This is a genomic window from Roseomonas sp. BN140053 (genome assembly GCF_047690175.1).
Classification (GTDB): domain Bacteria; phylum Pseudomonadota; class Alphaproteobacteria; order Acetobacterales; family Acetobacteraceae; genus Roseomonas.
Genome location: NZ_JBLLEB010000033.1, coordinates 31,749 through 48,418, shown reverse-complemented (window position 1 = coordinate 48,418; position 16,670 = coordinate 31,749). Strand labels below are relative to the sequence as shown.

The following is a 16,670-nucleotide window of genomic DNA, read 5'->3' as shown; positions in this document are numbered from 1 at the left end:
GCCGACCTCGCCCGCGAGTACTCGGCCAATGTCTTCCCTGACGACCCGATCCGGGAGGTGCAGGGCGCCTCGCTGCCAGGCTTCGAGGGAGCGCTCATGCGGATCGGCGGAAGCCGCGGCGGGTGGGGCATCGCCTACAACGAAGACATATCCTCCCCGGGCCGCATCAATTTCACCCTGGCCCACGAGTTGGGGCATTACCTCGTCCACAGGAAGGACCACCCGGGCGGGATCCAGTGCTCCGAGAACGACGTGGTTCAAGGCCTGCGGAACATCGAACGCGAGGCGGACCAGTTCGCCGCAGACCTGCTGATGCCCCTCGACGATTTCAGGCGGCAGATCCATGCCCGAAGTGTGGCAGACATCGCTGCTCTGTCCGCCTGCGCGGAAAGGTACGGGGTCTCGCTGCTGGCGGCCATCCTACGCTGGATCTCCTACACGGAGCGGCGAGCCGTCCTGGCAGTGTCCAGGGACGGCTTTCTTCTCTGGTCGCGTTCGAGCGATGCCGCGAGGAAGACCGGCGCGTTCTTCCGGACGGCGAAGGATGTGGTTGAGGTACCGGAGCAGTCCCTGGCGGCGAGGCAGGACATGACCTTCGACAACCGAGGCGGCGCGGCAATCCCGCCCGGCGTATGGTTCCGGGACGAGGTCAAGGAGATGACCGTCTTCTCCGAGCAGTACGACATGGTCATGTCCTTGCTGCTGCTCGGTGACGCGGAACCGCGCTGGCGGGCCTGGGACGACGATGATGAAGACCCAGTCGCAGTGCCAGTGGACAGCCGTTGGCGATAACGTCCGCCGCAGAAAGAATGGAAAGGATTATGGCGCAGTCAGGGGCCGCAAACCTTCCAGAATGGAAGGGAAGTTGGTCCGAGAGTCCGGTCCCCCGCTCAGCTCTTGGTGCTAGGCCGTCTCGAAGAATCTGAGGGCCTTCTAGCATCTGCCAAAAAATACCACGAATGTGGTACAGATTGGCAAATGGCCCCTTGCACATCCTAGATTTCGAGGTATTTATACCATCACTAACGCTTACCCAATTTCGATGGGTTCTGACAGGCCAAGGAGATCGACACGTGAGCCGCGCTGCCGCTGAGAGCTACGTCTCCACTTTCGAGTCCGGCCTAGGCTTGCTCGCACTGGGCGTTTCTTCCGCACTGGCGGATGGCCGTGCAGCATCCGCGCGCCGCATCGCCAACCAGGCGCGGTGCGAAGCAGCTGCGGCCGTCGCGACAGGCGAAGTGCTCCAGGAGAGTGCGGCCGAACTCCGCGAACGCCTAGCGGACGCCCGGGCCGAGGCCGACGCCCTCCGCGAGCAGCTGCGGGCAACCCGTGCCGACCTCGCGGAGGTGACGGCCTACGCTGCCAAGCTACGCTCTCAGCGGCTGACCATCGCCGCCTGATACCAAGCGATCCCGAACTGCATGAAAGGCCACTGGAAATTCCGGTAGGCCCTTCGTCTTTTGTCTGCAGTGTTAGTCGGTCTGATAAGCATTCACCAACTCTTCGGCGCGGCTCAGCGGCCGGGAGCGAAGTGCGGCCTTCACTGCGGCGCGCCGGGCCTGACGGTCGGCGTCCGTGCCGGGCACAAAGCTCCTCTCCACCTCGAGCAGCTCTTCCTGAATCTGCTGGGGAGAGCGAACGCCCCGAGGCGCCACCCCGGTCTCCACGATCGTCCGGAGCACGGCGGTCCGGGCAACAGCCAGTTCGGCGCACTCCTCGCGCGACAGACTGAGTGCGTAGGCGGCAACCTTCTGGGGAAGCATGGCGAGTGCTTCCTCCGGCGGGCGAGCGTCGCGCGCCCGGGCCGCCACGACCCGGCGGAATGCCTCGGCGAGACTCCGGGCCTCAGCAGCGGCGTCGGCGCGCTCCTCCTGCTCCCGCGTCTGCGTAGCGGCGGCGTGGGCGGCCTTCGCGGGCGTTGCCGTAGCAGACGGCATGACGGCCTGGAGGGCAGTGCGTAGAATACGGATCGGCAGGGATGCCATGCCTTTGACAGCCGCCACGCCGAGGGCAGCGCCGGTGGTAGCGCACTTCGCGGCAGGAAGACCGACCTTGGCCACCGCGGTCCGATGCCCGGTGTGGATGGCGGCAGCGCACCGGTCCGCCATCGGCTCGGCCTGGGCCTTGTCCTTCTTGTTTAGGATCTCGCCCCAGATGGGGGCCACCGCGACCTGAGCCGGGAGCCTCACGCCCCAGGTCCATGCCTGACCGACCGCGCGTCCGACCCGCGTTGCGGCTACCGCGCTCCAGCGATCGCTGAGCCAGTCCCAGCCAGTGGTGAAATTCGACATCGCACTGCGGAGAGCGTCCAAGATTCGGGCGAAGAATGCGCGCATTTTTCGGGTCTCCGGGGGTCGACGGGCAGGTGCCCGTAGACAGCCCCATGATGCCGATCGCAGTGGCAAGGAACACGGGCGCTCAGCCTAGAGCTGCACGCGACGCGCCCGGTTTCGCGACGGACCCACAGCATCCCCGCAACATCGGACAGCGCGCGGTGCCGGGCACGTTGGACCCACTCAGGAAATTCAGCGCGGGAATGTAGTCCCCACAGGCATCAAGCCTGTGGGGACCAGGCATTTTCGCTTGTCGACCGCAGGACGTCCCGCAGGTCGGTTAGACAGTCTGCAGTGGAACTGCTGCCGAAAGAGGCAGTACTTTCCTGGCGCTATCCAGGACCTCGACCAGACGCGGGCTGGCAGCGCCGTCAGGCCAACTGAAAATCAAATCGATGGCGACACGCCATGTCGTGCGGCTATCGATTTCGAAAATCATCCAAGCAGGTTCACCGTCAGGCCCCATCGGGTCAGACCACACCTGCTCTTCCGCCGCCCTATGCAGAGCTTGGGACGCGGTCTCTCCCGTTCCCCACACACGTGGGCCGTAACAGAAGAAGTAGGAAGTAGCTGTTGAGTCGTCTGGGAGAACGCACATGGCTGGGAATCCCTCTCAAGAAGAGATAGGTCGCCGCGCGCAACGCCCAGGAATGCCCTCTTCACCGGGCCGAACCCCCGGGTCGAGCCACGACTCATGCCGTGGTGTGGCCTTCCGCCAATCTGCGCGCATTGACCCGGGATTCGACCTGGGCTGATGCGAGCCAATGAATATCAACTACTCACTTTTTCGTCAACTAATTTTTCGCCGACGATCAGCCTTGCAGGCACAGCGTGACGCGCTCCCTTACCTCGCGCAGGATCCACCACAGTCCTTCTGCGTCCGGCAAGGCACGGTGGTGGATGCGGTACCGCGCCTGTTCGGCCTCGTAAGCTTCGCCGACGATGCCGCAGGCGGTAGACAGGAGCGCCTGCCTGGCAACCCCGTAGCCGCGTGTCCCCACCGGCGGCAGCGTGCTCAGCAGCGGGCGGCACGCCTCGTATTACAGTTGCTCCGCATCCACCACGCGAACCGGTGGCAGGCCTGCGGCCGCCAACAGCATGCCTAGCCTCCGCCCATCGAAGCCCGGCGCGTCGGATGCTACTACGGCCCGCGGGTCGCCGAGCACGTCGGCTGCGCGGCGCGCCACCTCGAGATGCTCGCGCCCATGGATAACAAGGTGCTCCCGAGACAGGCCATGAACGGCCTACGAGGCATTGGACCACTCCCCCCATCCCGGTGCCGGACTGATGGGATGCACTTCGCCCACACCGTCCTCGGCGACCCACGCGACTTCGATGGGGAAGCCGCCGTAGTGGAGGGATGATGCCTCCAGGTCCAGGAAGTAGAGCATGGATCAGCCCTCCCCCGCGTTATTGCGGCCGTGGTGGTCCACCGGAACGCGCTCTGGCAGCGTCGCGAGCCTGGCGCGGATCTTGGTCAGCGACACGGGCCGATAGTCCCAACAGTCCACGCCGACATCGAGGCTCTGCCGGTCGCCCGGGAGATTGCCGTGGCTGTGACCGTACAGATGCAGGGCCCCGTGATGCGACCGTGGCCACACCCGCAGCGCGTAGTGCAGCAGAACGATACGCTGCCCGTCGACCTTGATTTCGGCCATCGCCTGACTCGACGCCCATCCCGGGTCTGTGCGGGCTTCTGAATTGTCGTGGTTGCCCCAGACCAAGTTCTTCCGACCATTTAGGAGCCGGAGATAGTCGCCAGGGGATTTTTGTCCACGGTGGACGAAATCCCCGAGATGCCAGATTTCGTCGTGGGGCGAGACGACCGAGTTCCACCGGGCCACGAGTTCGCCGTCCATCTCCTCGGTGGAACCGAAGGGGCGGGAGCAGTAGCGGATGATATTGTGGTGCCCGAAATGGGTATCGCTGGTGAACCAGGTCTTGCTCACCGCACGCCTCCAGCCATGACGGCCGCCTCGACCGCGGGCAACGTCCGCACCGCCTGCCGGGCGGCTGCGACCAGTTCCTTGACCTCCGCACCCGTCAGCGTTTCCCGCTGAAGAAGAGCGTCCGCGACCGCGTCCAGTTCCGGCTGGTGTTGCCGCAACATGTCCCGGGCGGCCGCCAAGGCGCCCTGGAGGCGAGCCTCCACGCGTGCGCCCGCAGCCGGGTTGGCCGCGAGAAGCATCGGCAGGCTGTCCGGCTGCGGGTCGCCTCGCCAAGTCAACCGCTCGCCCAGGCCCCAGGCCAGCTCGGCGCTCGTGGCCACTAGGGTCGCCCTGGCAAGGTCGCTTCCCGCCGGTCCACCGCATCCGGCGCCCGCTCCGCCCAGGACGACCTCTTCCGCCGCTCGCCCGGCAAGGAGGGCCACCAACAGCGCGTCGACGTCCTCGGGAGCGTCGCCGTCTGCGGTTCCGAAGTCGGCCTGACCGGCGACGCTGCCGCGGCCGCGGATGGTCACAGCTTCCAACATGCCCGACCGGGACAGCACCGCTGCCAGCGCGTGCCCCGCCTCGTGGTAGACGAGCCGCCGCAGCGTCGCCGCGGACTGCGGCCGATCCTCGCCGCCCCGGATGGCCCCGAGCAGGTCCGCCTCCGTGACGGAACGCCGGGCGTGCCTGGCGACCGCCCGGGCCTGCCGAACCCAACTGGCCGCATCTGCACCGGTGCCTCCACGACCAGCTCGGGCGGCCAGGACAAGGTCAACACCGGCGAGGTCTGCACCCAAGTGCTCTCGGATGATTGCCGCGAGGCCTTCGGCGTCCGGCAGGTGGAGGCGGATCTCCCGGTCCAGGCGTCCGGCACGGCGGAGAGCGGGGTCGATCCGGTCACCATGGTTGGTCGCAGCCACCACGATGACCCCCTCTCGCGCCGCAACGCCATCCAGGCATTCCAGCAGGGCGTTGGTGATTGGCGTGAAGTACGAGTCGTTGTGACCCGCTTGGCCCCGTGTCGGAAAGGAGTCCAGTTCGTCAATGAAGACGATGGCCGGTGCCTGCCGGGCTGCCTCGGCGAACATCGCCCGCATGCGAGCGATGAGCTCGGTGTACCTCCCCCTCCCGTCCGGGCCAGATTCCCATGCGGCGAAACTCCCGCTGAAGAACGACGCGCCGCAAGCGTGCCCCAGGGCCTGGGCGGACAGGGTCTTCCCGGTTCCGGGCGGTCCGCTGAGCAGCACGCCGGGCGGCACGTCGCTCCAAGGCAGCTCTCCGCGTCTGTAGGCCGCGACATCCGCCGCCAGCCCGCGGCCGAACGCCGCCAGTTCGGGCTGACCATGCAGCCGGTCGAGCGTCCAGGTCGTCGCGGGCGGGGCGGCACGCGTCTCGGCCGCACGGTCCGCCGCCACGAGCCCGGCGAGCCGCCGGACGTAGTCCTCGGCCGACTGCCCGGGTCGCCGGGCGAGCCGGAGGTGACGTGCCTGGACCGCCTCGGAAAGTCCCCGGGGCAGGACCCCCGGCCGCGTGCCGGTCATGCGGTGGACCACATTGCGCAGGATCCCGGCGTCCATGGGCGGGATCGCGATGGTAATGTCGGCGGACCGCACCAAGGACGGCGACAGGTTCTCGAGCGCGGGTGTTACCCCGAGAGCCCCCTTCCCTGCCCACGCGGCGACCTGGGCCTCGTGATCGTCCGAAGATGCAGGGCGTTCATTCGGGCCGCTCCTGACTTCCAAGTGCGGGCCGCCACGGGCATTCCGGAGCCCCGACTGCAGGCCAAGGAGGTTCAGCTTCCACACGCTCGCGACCGGCTTAGCCCAGTCCCCGGATGTGGTGACGACCACGCACCCGCCCGGCGCGGTGACGGCGGCACGGACGACGGGATTTGCCGTCGCCGCGCTGATCATCACCTCAGCCGCGACCAATGCGGGGTCACTCATGCCGGGAGCAGGCGGCGGCATGGGCTCGGCGTCTTCGAACGGCAAGCCTTCGGCATCATCGAATTCGGTGTCAGCGGACATGGCGAGACCTCGGAGCAGCAGGCGTACGGAGAGGGTGGCGGCCGGGGTAGGCCGCTATATCCGCTTGCTCGACAGGGTCCGGAGAGTAGTCACGCCGTGGCGCATACCACGACTCGCCCAGGGCGTCGAGGCAGTTTGTGGTAAAAAATCGCACCTCATTGGCACATGAGGTATCTAGCCTGGTTTATGCAACTAGCCATGGGTCGATAAAACAGACCAGGCACGGGATGCGCGGAACTACTCGAAGCGGGTGGTGAAGGCCGTGATCACGGGTCCTTTGCCCTTTCCTGCGGCCCGCCGATGGTGACTGCATCCTTCTCTGTGCCTCCAGCCTCTGGCTGGTCGTCTTCTAGGAGCTTGGCATGGTGCAAGGATTCGACGGTGTCGCCGAGGTTGGGCTGCCGCAGTTCAAGCCTAACCTGTACGCCCGTCCTATGCTTCAAACGACTGCGGTCGTACCCGACGTTCCGCGCACCCTCGACCAATAGGAGCGGCGCCACACGACGGTTCTCTGGGCGCGCGAGAGCCTCCGCGAGTGCCGCGAGAGCGTGGTCGGCATAGCTCTCCGGATAAGGTGGCACTGCGATCTGTGCAGCCATCATACGCGCCCGCTCGACCACCTCGGGCGAAGGTCCCGTGAGCTGCGATGCTTCGCCGCCCGGTACAGGCCGCGCCTGCTCCGTCAGAACCGCCGCGAGACCCGCGCGGATCGCGTCGTCCGGAGCCATCCCGGCCAGGAAAAAACGTCCGGCGCGCAAAGCCGTGTCCTCTCGACGCTCCGGAGGAACTTCATCCCAGACAGCCTGACTGACGCGAGCCGGGCAGGCTTGCGGGTCGCGCGGCGGCCGTGGAGGCGCCCGGCGTGCCCGGGCCCTTGCCACCGCTTCCCGTCGCCGCCGTGCATTTTCGGCCGCCTCGCATGCCACCGCCAGCACCGCTTGTTCCATATCCGGGAGGCCGGGCGGAATGTCGAACCACGTCCAGGGGTCGGTCACGTCGGCATTGTCACTCCACAAAGCTCCCAATGCGGCCGCACGCCGCGCATAGCGTCTCTCCTCAGCCGAAAGGCTGCTGACATCAGGAGCCGAGCGGGCGTGAGACTCGAACGACCCTATCGCGTGCGCGCGCGCATTCTCTTCTTTAAATAGGGTCGTTGGAGTCTCATCCGGCTTCGCTGCCTCCTTGGCGGCTGCAAGGCGGCGGAACCATGTCGCCCTGCCCACACCGGCGGCCTTCCACGGCTCTGCCACCTCGGCCCGCCTCGGCGGCACGCCTTCCTCGCGGCGTCGAATGCGGCTCCGCAACCGTTCGGACACCAGTTGCCGCAGGCCAAGCCGCTCAGCATCGTCGTCGGCTACCTCGAAGAGAGTACGTAGCGCGTCCGCAGCAAGCGAAGCGCCTAGGACGTCCGGAGCCAGTGCAGCCAGCGAAGGTGCAAGCTCGTTTCCCGCAAGCCATTCAGCCAGTTCCCGCCGCCAGTCGAAGTCTGGCTCTGGCTCGCCGCGGGCGGCCACGAGAAGAGCTGCTACAGCGCCAAGTTGGGTAGCGGTAAGGCTACCACGGTCGATCGCAATTGCGCTGAGGTCGGCCAGGGTCCTGAACCTTGCCTCAAAGACGCGCTCCCCGATTGCCTCGGCGGCAACCTTTGAAATCGTCTTGCGCCTGGGCGGAGGAGAACTCATGGCGAAGACCTTGAACAAAAACCTCGGGGAGCCTTGCCGAACTGTGATCCAAGATTTCGTTGGCAGGCAGTATAGACCGGAATCGTCCCATACTCACCTGCGCAAACACAAGATGTCGCGGCAAGGCGGTACCGCATGCCTAATTTCGTGGCGTATACGCGCAGCCTCGCGACACCCGACGGCTACGAGCACCTCACGGCGGACCTGGGCACCATAGCCGGTTGCCAAGTCGAGTGTGGCCTCGGAGCGGGCCACGACACCCGTATCCTTGTCTTCCTCCCTCCCGGCGAAGCCTTCGACATGCGGCTGCCGGGGGCGAGCTATCCAGTCCGCAGCTGCTAGCCGCCCGAGCTTCTTCTCTGGCGGCCGCGATGTTTTCCTGATGGCGAGCAGCCCTCGCCACACGGGCGACCTCATCTCCGCTCGCTGCGGCGGTTCCGCGAGGAGAACCGGCATGACTCATCTCGTTGTTACATACTCGCCTTGTGGATGCCCTCGTGATTCCAGGATGCGAGCGCGAGCAGCGCGACCAGCGACAGCATGGTGAGGGTGCCGGACAGCAGGAGCGCGACGTGCGGTCCGCTCCCGTCCAGCACCAGCGCGAAGAGAAGCGGCGCTCCGGCCTGGAGCAGGCGCGCCGGTGCCGCCAGCAGCCCCGTCCGCAGGCCGTAGCCAGCCGGGCCGAACAGCTGGAGTGGCAGCGTCCCCCGCGCGATGGTCAGCAGCCCGTTCCCGGCGCCGTGCAGCAGCACGAAGGGGATGGCGACCACCGGCCCCAGGAAGGCCAGCAGCGCCGCCCCGACCGGATGCAGGCCCGCGGCGAGCTGGGCCGTGACGAGGGGCGACGCCTTCCGCAGGAGGGCGAACTCCGCCACCCGGGCGGCGACCTGCGCCGGGCCGACCAGGGACGCCGCGAAGATCGCCGCGGCGGGCGTGGTGCCCAGGGCCTCGATGATGCGCGGCAGGTGGGTGGCCATGGCGGTGGAGACGAAGGTCGTGGCGGCGAAAACGGCCGCCAGGATGACCATGGTCCAGGGCACGCCGCCGGGCGCCGCGTCGGCCGGGGCCGCCGCATGTTCGGGCGGGGGCGCCTTGGCCACGAGGAAGCGGTTCAGCGGCAGGGCTACGAGCAGGTGCAGGACGGCCCAGGCGAGGCAGGCGCTCCGCCACCCCAGGGCGTCGATCATGAAGGCGCTGGCGGGCCATCCCACCGTCGAGGCGAACCCGGCGAAGAGGGTGATGCCGGTGATCGCATTGCGGGCCTCGCGCCCGTAGAGGCCGGTGACCGTGGCGAAGGCGGCCTCGTACAGGCCGAAGCCCATGCCGATCCCGATCACCGCCCAGGCCAGGGCCAGCGTCACAGGGCCGGACGCCCAGGCCAGCATTCCCAGCCCGGCTGCGAAGACGAGGTTGGAGGCGGCGAGGACGTCGCGGCCGCCGTAGGTGTCGATCAGCCGTCCGGCGGTCGGGCCAACCAGCCCGGAGAGCAGCAGCGCCCCGGAGAAGATCCCGAAGAACCACCCCCGGGACAGGCCCAGGGCCTCGCAGACCGGGTCGGCGAAGACGGCCGGGAGGTAGTAGGTGGACCCCCAGGCGAGGGTCTGCGTGATGCCGAGGGTGGTGGTGACCACCCCCCGGCGCCGCGTCAGATCCGCGGCCATCATGCGCGCTCGTACCAGCCCTTCGTCCGGATCACGATGTGGACCACCGAGAGCATGACGGGCACCTCCACCAGCACGCCGACCACCGTGGCCAGCGCGGCTCCGCTCTCGAATCCGAAGAGGGCGATGGCGGCTGCCACGGCCAGCTCGAAGAAGTTGGAGGCGCCGATCAGGGCGGAAGGCCCGGCGACGCTATGCGCCGAGCCGCACTGCCGGTTCAGCAGGTAGGCCAGCCCGGCGTTGAAGTAGACCTGGATGAGGATGGGCACTGCGAGCAGCAGGATCACCAGCGGCTGCGCCAGGATCTGCTCGCCCTGGAACCCGAACAGCAGCACCAGCGTGGTCAGCAGGGCCACCAGCGACACCGGGTTGATCGCCTTCAACGTGCGCTGGAGGGCCGCCTCGCCGCCGGAGGCCAGCAGCGACCGGCGCCAGAGCTGCGCCGCGACCAGGGGCAGGACGATGTAGAGCAGGACCGAGAGGAACAGGGTGTCCCAGGGCACCGTGATGGCGGACAGGCCGAGCAGCAGCCCGACCACTGGCGCGAAGGCCACCAGCATGATCGCGTCGTTCAGCGCGACCTGGCTCAGGGTGAAGTTGGCGTCGCCGTCCGTCAGGCGGGACCACACGAAGACCATGGCGGTGCAGGGCGCCGCGGCGAGCAGGATCAGCCCGGCGATGTAGCTGTCCACCTGCCCCGCGGGCAGCCACGGCCGGAACAGCCAGCCGATGAACAGCCAGCCCAGCAGCGCCATGGAGAAGGGCTTCACCAGCCAGTTGATGCCGACCGTGATGGCGATGCCCCGCCAGTGCTGGGTGACCTGCCCCATGGCGGCGAAGTCCACGCGGAGCAGCATCGGCACGATCATCGCCCAGATGAGCAGGGCGACGGGGATGTTGACCTGGGCCACTTCCATGCGGCCGAGCGCCCGGAACGGGCCCGGCAGCAGGGCGCCGAGCGCGATGCCCGCCGCGATGCAGAGGGCGACCCAGAGGGTCAGGTAGCGCTCGAAGGTGCCCATCGACGCGCGGCGGCGCCCGATGGCGGCCTCGCCCTCGGTGGCCGCGCTCATGCCGCCGAATCCTTGGCGACGCGCTGCCCGTCCGCGCTGACCACGGCCTCGCCGTTCTCCTTGGCGAAGGCGCCCCGCTGCGGGTTCGGCAGGAGGTCGAGGACGGCCTCGGACGGCCTGCACAGGCGCACGCCGAGCGACGTCACCACGATAGGCCGGTTGATCAGGATGGGGTGCGCCATCATCGCGTCGAGCAGCTGGTCGTCGGTCAAGGACAGGTCGCGGAGGCCCAGCTCCGCGAACGGCGTGCCCTTCTCGCGCAGGACGTCGCGGACCGGGATGCCCATGCGCTGGATGAGGTCTGCCAGCTCCTCCCGGGTTGGCGGGGTCTTCAGGTACTCGATGATCTCCGGCTCCTCGCCGCTGTTGCGGATGAGGGCCAGGACGTTGCGGGACGTCCCGCAATCCGGGTTGTGGTAGATCGTGACCGTCATTCCGCAGGCTCCACAGAAGGGGGGCAGGCACAGGCCGAGAGCGCGGCGACCGCTGGTGCGCAGACGTCGGGGTGGCCCTGGCAGCAGTCGCGCATCAGGAAGGCGATGAGGCCGGACAGGGCGTCGTAGACGGCCGAGTACCGGATCGAGCGACCGTCCCGCCGCGATTGGACCAGGCCAGCGTGCTCGAGGTGCGTGAGGTGGAAGGACAGGCGCGAGGAGGTGGCGTCCATGGCCTCGCCGATGGCACCGGCCGCCATGCCGTCCGGGCCCGCCGTCACCAGCAGACGCACGATCCGCAGGCGGGTCTCCTGCGACAGGGCGCCGAGGGCATCGAGTGCTTGCGTTTCTTCCATCTCCTCTTAATGTCTCAAGATATGTTGAGATGAAAGATGAAAAGATGAACGCACCTGTTCTGCACCTGACCATCGGCTTCCAGGGAGAGGCCTCGTTCGGGGCGGTGCTGGACGCCCTCGCGCCCCACCGCTCGCGCCGCCTGGTCATCAACTACGACGGGCGGCTGGTGCAGCCCGGCTACCACGTCACCGAGGTGAAGGCCGGTTCCTTCGTGACCCTGGACTGCGGCGGCAACCCGGACGCTTGGCAGGAGACGATCCTGCAGGTGGAGGACCTGCCTGCCTCGGCCGAGAAGCCGGACCACATGGAGGTCGGCAGGTTCCTCGCGATCCTGGAGAAGGTGGCCGCCCGGGTCAGCCTCCAGCGGGAAAGCCGGTTGACCTTCGAGGTCGGGCCGCCCGGCCGCCCCATGCAGGTCTTCGATGTCGAGGCCATCCGGATCGAGGCCTCCAGCGCCGTGATCGAGCTCGGTCCCCGGCCTGCCATCTGCAAGCCGCGGCACCGGGCGGAACAGGAGGCGACCCAGGCGGCCGCCATCTGCAAGCCGTCGAGCGGGTGCTGCTGAGAGCGCCTTCCCGAAGCCGTTCCTGGGCTTCGAGGTTCTCGCTGTCGGTGGTGGGGCTGGAAGGTCTTACGCGGCAGGTTCCGGGCTTGGCTCGCGCACCGCGACGTGCCGCCGCACCGGCCGGGGCACTTCGACGTCCAGGGGCCGCGCGCCACGGATGCCCCCCGACTTCGGCATGCGGCCGTACCACCGCAGGCTGCTGTCGCTGGAGTGCCCCATCCACGCGGCGCACCTTTCCATGTCGCCGCCGAAGGCGATCCGGACATCGGCGGCACGCTGGTGGCGGGCGTCGTATGCGGACAGGCGCTGCGGCAGCCCCGCCGCCTCCCCCAGGTCCGTCACGGCCATGGAGAGGGCGTTCGAGGTGCAGGACGCGGTGACAACGGCTTCGCCCCTCCCCTGCCCCGCCAGGCGCGCCAGGTGCTCGGCCGCACCGCCCTCGACGGCGACCGTCAGACGGCGCCAGGGCTGGCCGTTCATCTCGCCGACTTTCGCGCCGGTCACCTTCAGTTCCAGTCCCCCGAGAACCAGGCGGACGATCACGCCGCGGTCCGCGCTGACCTCGGCGGGGCGGCATCCGGTGACCAGCAGAACCGCCACCGCATCGAGGTGACGGCACCCGCGCTCCGCAGCCGCCACCCAGACGTCTTCCATCCAGGTGCTGGGCAGCATGCGGATGCCACCGCGCTTCGAGCGGCTCGGCGGCCGGATCCTGGCTGTCGGCGGCGCGCCCGTCCCGGCCATGGCGCGCCCGGGACGCGGAGGGTGCGCCTCGGCCTGCGGCACCCAGAAGGCCAGCCGCCGGAGCCCGACATCGACGGGCACGCGGCGCTCGCGCAGGTCGCGTACTGCCTCCGCGACCCGCTGATGCGACCAGCGCGCCCATGCGCTCCGCAAAGCGTGCAGGTAACCCGGCGAGGAGGTCATGCTTTCCAGCCCGCCCCAGCCCGGACCGGCAGCGTAGGCGGCCACGAGGATGCGCCGCCCGACGCGCCTGTATTCCTTGTCCGTGTTCGCGGCGATGGGGCCGAAGTCGGCCGTTCTGATGACGCGCACGGCGCGTTCGAGAAGGGCTTCCTGGGAGGGTTCGAGGGGCTGGCTCATAACTCCAGATTGAGGACTTATTTGGCACGCGAGCCCTGATAAACCTGGGCCGTCGTTGCGACGCGCAACACATCTTCCGGGCTGGCGGCAGGCACGAAGAAGGGTGTCTGCGCCCCGGTCCAGCACCGGTGATCCACCCTGAACGCACCGTGGTTTTACGGTATCTGCACCGTGCGCTCACCGCGCGGGCACGGCTCCAGCACGGCCGAGACGCCGGTCATGGGCAGGATGCAGCCGTTCCGCGGCGGCGGCCTGCTAGTCCTGATCTGGAAATCTATGGCTTGAACGGGTGGTCGCGCATGGTCGCGGCACACAAGGCCACCCAGCCGCACGCCGTATATCCCTAGCTCACACACATCACGGAACCTACAACGTTCGGGCATGAGTTACCGGGACGACATAAGGCGCGACGCGCAGGCACGAGGCATCCAGTGGCTCGTTCATTTCACGCCGTTCGTGAACTTGGCGAGTATTGTCGAGCACGGCCTTATCCCGCGATCGGAATTAGACGCCAACGGCCCGGAGTACACCTACACCGACTCCTGGCGGCTGGACGCTGAACTCGGCGCCTCCTCGCTTTCCATTTCCGACCCCGCCCGGGTCATGCTTGAGCGCAAGCGGGAGCTGTCCCCGCGTTCCACTTGGGCAATCCTCTTCTTCGAGCCCAGCGTCCTGTGGACGCATGATTGCCGCTTCTGTTACCGCAATGCGTCCCATGCCGACCTGAGCAAGTGCAGGAAGTTCAGGGGTGGCCCCTGGGGCTTCTGGACCATGTTCGAGGACGTGGCGCCGACTGCGACCTTCAATGGAGCCTCCTACCGGGCAGCGGTTGGCCTCGGCCCCAACCAGCCGACCCGCGTGGACGCTGAGGTGCAGGTGCGCGGGAGGATCCCGCCGGAACTCATTATGGGTGTCGGCGTCAGCTGGGCGCGCCTCGGCCCGAAGGCGCAGGCGATAATGGACGGGTTGAACCAGAAGGACGGCGGGAATCGCAACGTGCCGTTCCAGGAGTTCTGAAGCTGCGCTCCAGTACTTGGAAACGCCCCTCCGACCGGCGTTCAGGTGTTCTCGGGCGGCAGCGTTTTTAGGACGGCCACCAGCCCGAGCACGTACTCGGCCATGATGAGCGCGTTGAGGCTGGTCTGCGCCGTGGCGTAGGTGACGAGTCCATGCACCGCCGCGTGGCGGTTCGGGACAGGATCCGAACGCACCTTCTCCAGCTGCTCGAGCGACTTGACGTCCTCGTAGAGGTGTTCCGCGAGGCGCCCGAAGAGCGCGTGGTACACCCACCCGTCCGGCAGCACTTCCGACAGAGACAGGCCGCTCATCTGGCGGAATAGCTCCTTGAGCGATGCGCCACCTCCGAACTCCCGCCGGAGCAGTTCTCGCCGCACGACACGCTCCAGTTCCGGGAAGAGGAGCCGCGGCGCGACCCGGTAGAGCCCGTGGCCGTGCGCCTGAACCGCTTCGCGGAAGGTCACCTGCGCCTCCTCGTCCACCCCGTGTGCGGCAACACGTGCAAGGAGGGCTTCCTGCACCACGTTCCAGTGGTCCCTGTAATGCGCCTCCGCTACGGCGCCGACCTCCGCCACCTCCATCGTCCTGTCGACCAAGTGGAAGGGGGAAGTCGCGTGTGGCAGCCATCCCGCCGCGTCTAGCAGGTCCGCCTTGGCGGTCTCGCGCTCCAGGGTCTGCACCGCCTCGGCGAATGGGCGGAGCGCCTCGAGCGCCGCGGATATCTTCGGAGCGGCTCGTTCCGCTGCCTGCGAAAGGCCGCGGATCACCGCTGCAGTCTCATGCACCCACGGCGGTGGATTGACCACGAACGCGGCCCAGGCCCGCTGGATGCCGACTAGCCCCGCCGCCAATCGTTCTAGGTCGTTCCCCTGGCTTCCGGTCATCGCCCGATCCGCTTCAGCTCCATGCCGGATGTGTGGGCGGGCCCTCCGCTCCTGCGGATGCCGTCGCGGTGAGCCGGACACCGGCAGCATCAAGGCGCGCCAGGTCGGCGCGGCGTTCCGCAGCGGCATCAGCGACCAGGATGGGAAGGACGTCAGCGACCCAGGCGGGGACCGGCCGGGCACCGTCAGCCCACCGGCGGACGGCCTCGGGCGTCAGGCCACCCTGGGGAGCATGGGGTGCCAGCGCCCGGGCGGCGGGCTCATGCCACGCGTCGCCCCACAAGTCGGCGGCGGTCAACGCGAGGATGGCCAGCGGGGAGCAGGAGCGCGGCATGGATACCTCGAAAATGGGGTTCCATACCATATAGAAGGAGGCCCTCGGTCTGGGGACCCCTTCGTTCCGGAAATCAACATTCTTCAACCCGGGGTCGCCGGACGTGCCGCGCTCAGCCCCGGGACAGAATCTCGAGGTTCGGCAGGCCGCGCCGCGCGAGGTCGGCCTGCATGTAGGCCTCTGCGCGTTCCACCACGGTCAGGCTGGCACCTTTACCCGCTCGGAGGCGGCGCGCGTAGTTCGCGTTGTGAACGGCTTCGAGCCCCAGGCGCCACTCCGACACGCCAGTCGCTGCCGTGTACCGCTCGATGCGCGCGAGGATAATCGCTCGGGGATCCAGTGCCGCGTTCATGGGGTGCCTCCGTTTCGACATCCCTCATTGTAATGGATCATGCGGCATGATCAGTGGAAATCTACATTGCCCAGGATCTCTGCCATGCCTGCGACCAAGGACAAGGACCGCGTCCCCGGCCCCGTCGCCGCCATCCTCGAGGAACTCATGGCTGCTCGCGGCCTGTCGGCCAGGGCGCTGTCCGAAGCGGCAGGCGGCCCGCCTGATACGGTCAGGAACATTTTGCGCGGCCGCAGCCAACACCCGCGTTCGGACACCCTGGAAGGCCTAGCCCGGGTGCTAGGCGTGTCGCTCGGCGTCCTCACCGGCGCGGAGCCCCTGCCCTCCCCCGACGACGCGCGTCCCTCGGGCTCGGTTCCCGCAAGCGGCGACATCGAGATTCGCGAGGTCGCGTTCGCGGCGGCCGCGACGGCGCCGTCCGCTGCTCCTTCCCCGCAGCCTACCGGGTCGGCCTGGCGGATTCCCGCTGACGTCCTCGCTGGTCGCGGCGGTGACGGCCAACTCGTACTCATGCAGGCGCCCCACGACCTTGAGGATATCCGGCGCGGTGACCGGCTGCTGCTGGACCTGGGGCAGCGCCTGCCCTCCCCGCCCGGGGTTTTCGTCACATGGGACGGAATAGGCCCTTCCCTGGCCCGCCTCCGCGTGGCGCCGAGTTCTTCCGAAGGCCTGCGGGTCCGCTTTACCGGCGACGGGACCGATGAGGTGGTGGAGTTCGGCGACCTCGAAGTCCTTGGCCGCGTTGCTGGCAGGTGGATATGGTCTGCGTAAGTCCCAATGTTGTCATTGCTGACAAGAGGTGGCCGACCCTAACGCCTGCAGGTGCCAAACTATGTTGACAAGACTTGCGGCTCGAAGATTTCTTCTACACGGCCCCCTCAACATCCTTGCGGTGTAATTCTACCGAGTGCGCATA

17 protein-coding genes are annotated in these 16,670 nt (G+C 67.9%); 5 read left to right on the top strand and 12 right to left on the bottom strand.

The genetic code is table 11. The annotated features are described in order from the left end of the window. Both ACLIBK_RS20845 and ACLIBK_RS20840 read left to right on the top strand, forming a co-directional pair. Positions 1–792 (top strand): ImmA/IrrE family metallo-endopeptidase (locus ACLIBK_RS20845; protein WP_415389229.1); only part of this gene is annotated, 792 nt, incomplete at its 5' end. Between the two features lie 281 nt (positions 793–1,073). Next, positions 1,074–1,400 carry a hypothetical protein gene (locus tag ACLIBK_RS20840; RefSeq protein ID WP_415389228.1) on the top strand — a complete coding sequence of 109 codons (327 nt, stop codon included), beginning with the start codon at positions 1,074–1,076 and terminating at the stop codon, positions 1,398–1,400. Between the two features lie 72 nt (positions 1,401–1,472). Here the strand turns inward: ACLIBK_RS20840 and ACLIBK_RS20835 are convergent, their stop codons facing one another. From ACLIBK_RS20835 to ACLIBK_RS20795, 9 genes are all read right to left on the bottom strand, one after another. Then, on the bottom strand, positions 1,473–2,336 hold the full coding sequence (locus ACLIBK_RS20835; RefSeq protein ID WP_415389227.1) for a hypothetical protein: 864 nt from the start codon (positions 2,334–2,336) through the stop codon (positions 1,473–1,475). Positions 2,337–3,577: 1,241 nt separating this feature from the next. Further along, complete coding sequence (locus ACLIBK_RS20830; protein WP_415389226.1) at positions 3,578–3,724, bottom strand: hypothetical protein; 147 nt, start codon at positions 3,722–3,724, stop codon at positions 3,578–3,580. 3 nt (positions 3,725–3,727) lie between these two features. Further along, complete coding sequence (locus tag ACLIBK_RS20825; RefSeq protein WP_415389225.1) at positions 3,728–4,282, bottom strand: metallophosphoesterase family protein; 555 nt, start codon at positions 4,280–4,282, stop codon at positions 3,728–3,730. Continuing rightward, complete coding sequence (locus ACLIBK_RS20820) at positions 4,279–6,291, bottom strand: AAA family ATPase (RefSeq protein ID WP_415389224.1); 2,013 nt, start codon at positions 6,289–6,291, stop codon at positions 4,279–4,281. The genes ACLIBK_RS20825 and ACLIBK_RS20820 overlap by 4 nt, the downstream gene beginning before the upstream one ends. 266 nt (positions 6,292–6,557) lie before the next feature. Next, positions 6,558–7,991 (bottom strand): hypothetical protein, encoded by a 1,434-nt coding sequence (locus ACLIBK_RS20815; protein WP_415389223.1) that lies wholly within the window; start codon positions 7,989–7,991, stop codon positions 6,558–6,560. 452 nt (positions 7,992–8,443) lie between these two features. Then, positions 8,444–9,637: an MFS transporter gene (locus ACLIBK_RS20810; RefSeq protein ID WP_415389222.1), complete on the bottom strand. Its 1,194-nt coding sequence runs from the start codon at positions 9,635–9,637 to the stop codon at positions 8,444–8,446. After that, complete coding sequence (gene arsB, locus ACLIBK_RS20805; protein ID WP_415389221.1) at positions 9,634–10,707, bottom strand: ACR3 family arsenite efflux transporter; 1,074 nt, start codon at positions 10,705–10,707, stop codon at positions 9,634–9,636. The genes ACLIBK_RS20810 and arsB overlap by 4 nt, the downstream gene beginning before the upstream one ends. After that, positions 10,704–11,141: an arsenate reductase (glutaredoxin) gene (arsC, locus tag ACLIBK_RS20800; RefSeq protein ID WP_415389220.1), complete on the bottom strand. Its 438-nt coding sequence runs from the start codon at positions 11,139–11,141 to the stop codon at positions 10,704–10,706. Before arsC ends, arsB begins: the two co-directional genes overlap by 4 nt. Then, positions 11,138–11,497 (bottom strand): ArsR/SmtB family transcription factor, encoded by a 360-nt coding sequence (locus tag ACLIBK_RS20795; protein WP_415389219.1) that lies wholly within the window; start codon positions 11,495–11,497, stop codon positions 11,138–11,140. The genes arsC and ACLIBK_RS20795 overlap by 4 nt, the downstream gene beginning before the upstream one ends. Before the next feature lie 44 nt (positions 11,498–11,541). On the opposite strand from ACLIBK_RS20795, the gene ACLIBK_RS20790 reads away from it, so the two are divergent. After that, positions 11,542–12,063 (top strand): DUF6428 family protein, encoded by a 522-nt coding sequence (locus ACLIBK_RS20790; RefSeq protein WP_415389218.1) that lies wholly within the window; start codon positions 11,542–11,544, stop codon positions 12,061–12,063. Positions 12,064–12,129: 66 nt separating this feature from the next. Here ACLIBK_RS20790 and ACLIBK_RS20785 read toward each other — a convergent pair whose 3' ends face one another. Beyond that, complete coding sequence (locus tag ACLIBK_RS20785; protein ID WP_415389217.1) at positions 12,130–13,167, bottom strand: hypothetical protein; 1,038 nt, start codon at positions 13,165–13,167, stop codon at positions 12,130–12,132. Between the two features lie 381 nt (positions 13,168–13,548). Between ACLIBK_RS20785 and ACLIBK_RS20780 the strand changes: the two genes are divergently transcribed. After that, positions 13,549–14,184, top strand: a complete 636-nt coding sequence (locus ACLIBK_RS20780) for a DarT ssDNA thymidine ADP-ribosyltransferase family protein (RefSeq protein ID WP_415389216.1) — start codon at positions 13,549–13,551, stop codon at positions 14,182–14,184. 41 nt (positions 14,185–14,225) lie between these two features. Here ACLIBK_RS20780 and ACLIBK_RS20775 read toward each other — a convergent pair whose 3' ends face one another. Then, positions 14,226–15,068, bottom strand: coding sequence for a hypothetical protein (locus ACLIBK_RS20775; RefSeq protein ID WP_415389215.1), 843 nt, complete (start codon positions 15,066–15,068; stop codon positions 14,226–14,228). Between the two features lie 446 nt (positions 15,069–15,514). Then, positions 15,515–15,754, bottom strand: a complete 240-nt coding sequence (locus ACLIBK_RS20770) for a hypothetical protein (RefSeq protein ID WP_415389214.1) — start codon at positions 15,752–15,754, stop codon at positions 15,515–15,517. 84 nt (positions 15,755–15,838) lie between these two features. On the opposite strand from ACLIBK_RS20770, the gene ACLIBK_RS20765 reads away from it, so the two are divergent. After that, on the top strand, positions 15,839–16,525 hold the full coding sequence (locus ACLIBK_RS20765) for a helix-turn-helix domain-containing protein (protein WP_415389213.1): 687 nt from the start codon (positions 15,839–15,841) through the stop codon (positions 16,523–16,525). The last annotated feature ends 145 nt before the right edge of the window (positions 16,526–16,670 follow it).

Excerpts from the sequence above, each read along its gene's own strand:
- ACLIBK_RS20785 (WP_415389217.1), bottom strand. The coding sequence starts at position 13,167 with ATGAGCCAGCCCCTCGAACCCTCCCAGGAAGCCCTTCTCGAACGCGCC.
- ACLIBK_RS20820 (WP_415389224.1), bottom strand. The coding sequence starts at position 6,291 with ATGTCCGCTGACACCGAATTCGATGATGCCGAAGGCTTGCCGTTCGAA.
- ACLIBK_RS20830 (WP_415389226.1), bottom strand. The coding sequence starts at position 3,724 with ATGCTCTACTTCCTGGACCTGGAGGCATCATCCCTCCACTACGGCGGC.
- ACLIBK_RS20770 (WP_415389214.1), bottom strand. The coding sequence starts at position 15,754 with ATGAACGCGGCACTGGATCCCCGAGCGATTATCCTCGCGCGCATCGAG.
- ACLIBK_RS20810 (WP_415389222.1), bottom strand. The coding sequence starts at position 9,637 with ATGATGGCCGCGGATCTGACGCGGCGCCGGGGGGTGGTCACCACCACC.
- ACLIBK_RS20790 (WP_415389218.1), top strand. The coding sequence starts at position 11,542 with ATGAACGCACCTGTTCTGCACCTGACCATCGGCTTCCAGGGAGAGGCC.
- ACLIBK_RS20795 (WP_415389219.1), bottom strand. The coding sequence starts at position 11,497 with ATGGAAGAAACGCAAGCACTCGATGCCCTCGGCGCCCTGTCGCAGGAG.
- ACLIBK_RS20765 (WP_415389213.1), top strand. The coding sequence starts at position 15,839 with ATGCCTGCGACCAAGGACAAGGACCGCGTCCCCGGCCCCGTCGCCGCC.
- ACLIBK_RS20780 (WP_415389216.1), top strand. The coding sequence starts at position 13,549 with ATGAGTTACCGGGACGACATAAGGCGCGACGCGCAGGCACGAGGCATC.
- arsC (WP_415389220.1), bottom strand. The coding sequence starts at position 11,141 with ATGACGGTCACGATCTACCACAACCCGGATTGCGGGACGTCCCGCAAC.
- ACLIBK_RS20835 (WP_415389227.1), bottom strand. The coding sequence starts at position 2,336 with ATGCGCGCATTCTTCGCCCGAATCTTGGACGCTCTCCGCAGTGCGATG.
- arsB (WP_415389221.1), bottom strand. The coding sequence starts at position 10,707 with ATGAGCGCGGCCACCGAGGGCGAGGCCGCCATCGGGCGCCGCCGCGCG.
- ACLIBK_RS20775 (WP_415389215.1), bottom strand. The coding sequence starts at position 15,068 with ATGACCGGAAGCCAGGGGAACGACCTAGAACGATTGGCGGCGGGGCTA.